This is a genomic window from Vibrio sp. 10N.261.52.A1, from assembly GCF_002876325.1.
In the GTDB taxonomy this organism is placed as follows: Bacteria; Pseudomonadota; Gammaproteobacteria; order Enterobacterales; family Vibrionaceae; genus Vibrio; species Vibrio chagasii.
Window position 1 is genome coordinate 1 of record NZ_MCYD01000374.1, and the last position, 300, is coordinate 300.

1 pseudogene is annotated in these 300 nt (G+C 45.3%); it reads left to right on the forward strand.

Annotated elements, in window-relative coordinates:
* Nucleotides 1–205, forward strand: a pseudogene (locus BCT81_RS04475) (acetate kinase); the annotation flags it as partial.
* Between the last annotated feature and the right edge of the window lie 95 nt (nucleotides 206–300).

A 300-nucleotide genomic window follows, 5' to 3' on the forward strand; every position in this document is an offset into this window, starting at 1 on the left:
CGAAAACTCTGGCCCAATCCGTGAAATGGTTCTAAACCGCCTAGGCATCTTCGGCATCGAAGTTGACGGTGAAGCTAACCTTAAAGCTCGTTTCGGCGGCGAAGGTACTATCACTACAGCTAACAGCCGTATCCCTGCAATGGTTATCTCTACTAACGAAGAGCTAGTAATTGCTGAAGACACTGCGAAACTAGCAGGTCTTTAATCAAATTTAGGACCGCAGGCTTTAACGAGTCGGCGGTCTTTTGATAAAAATGGGGCTCAGCTTCTATTCCTATTCCTACCCTTAAATAGGAATAT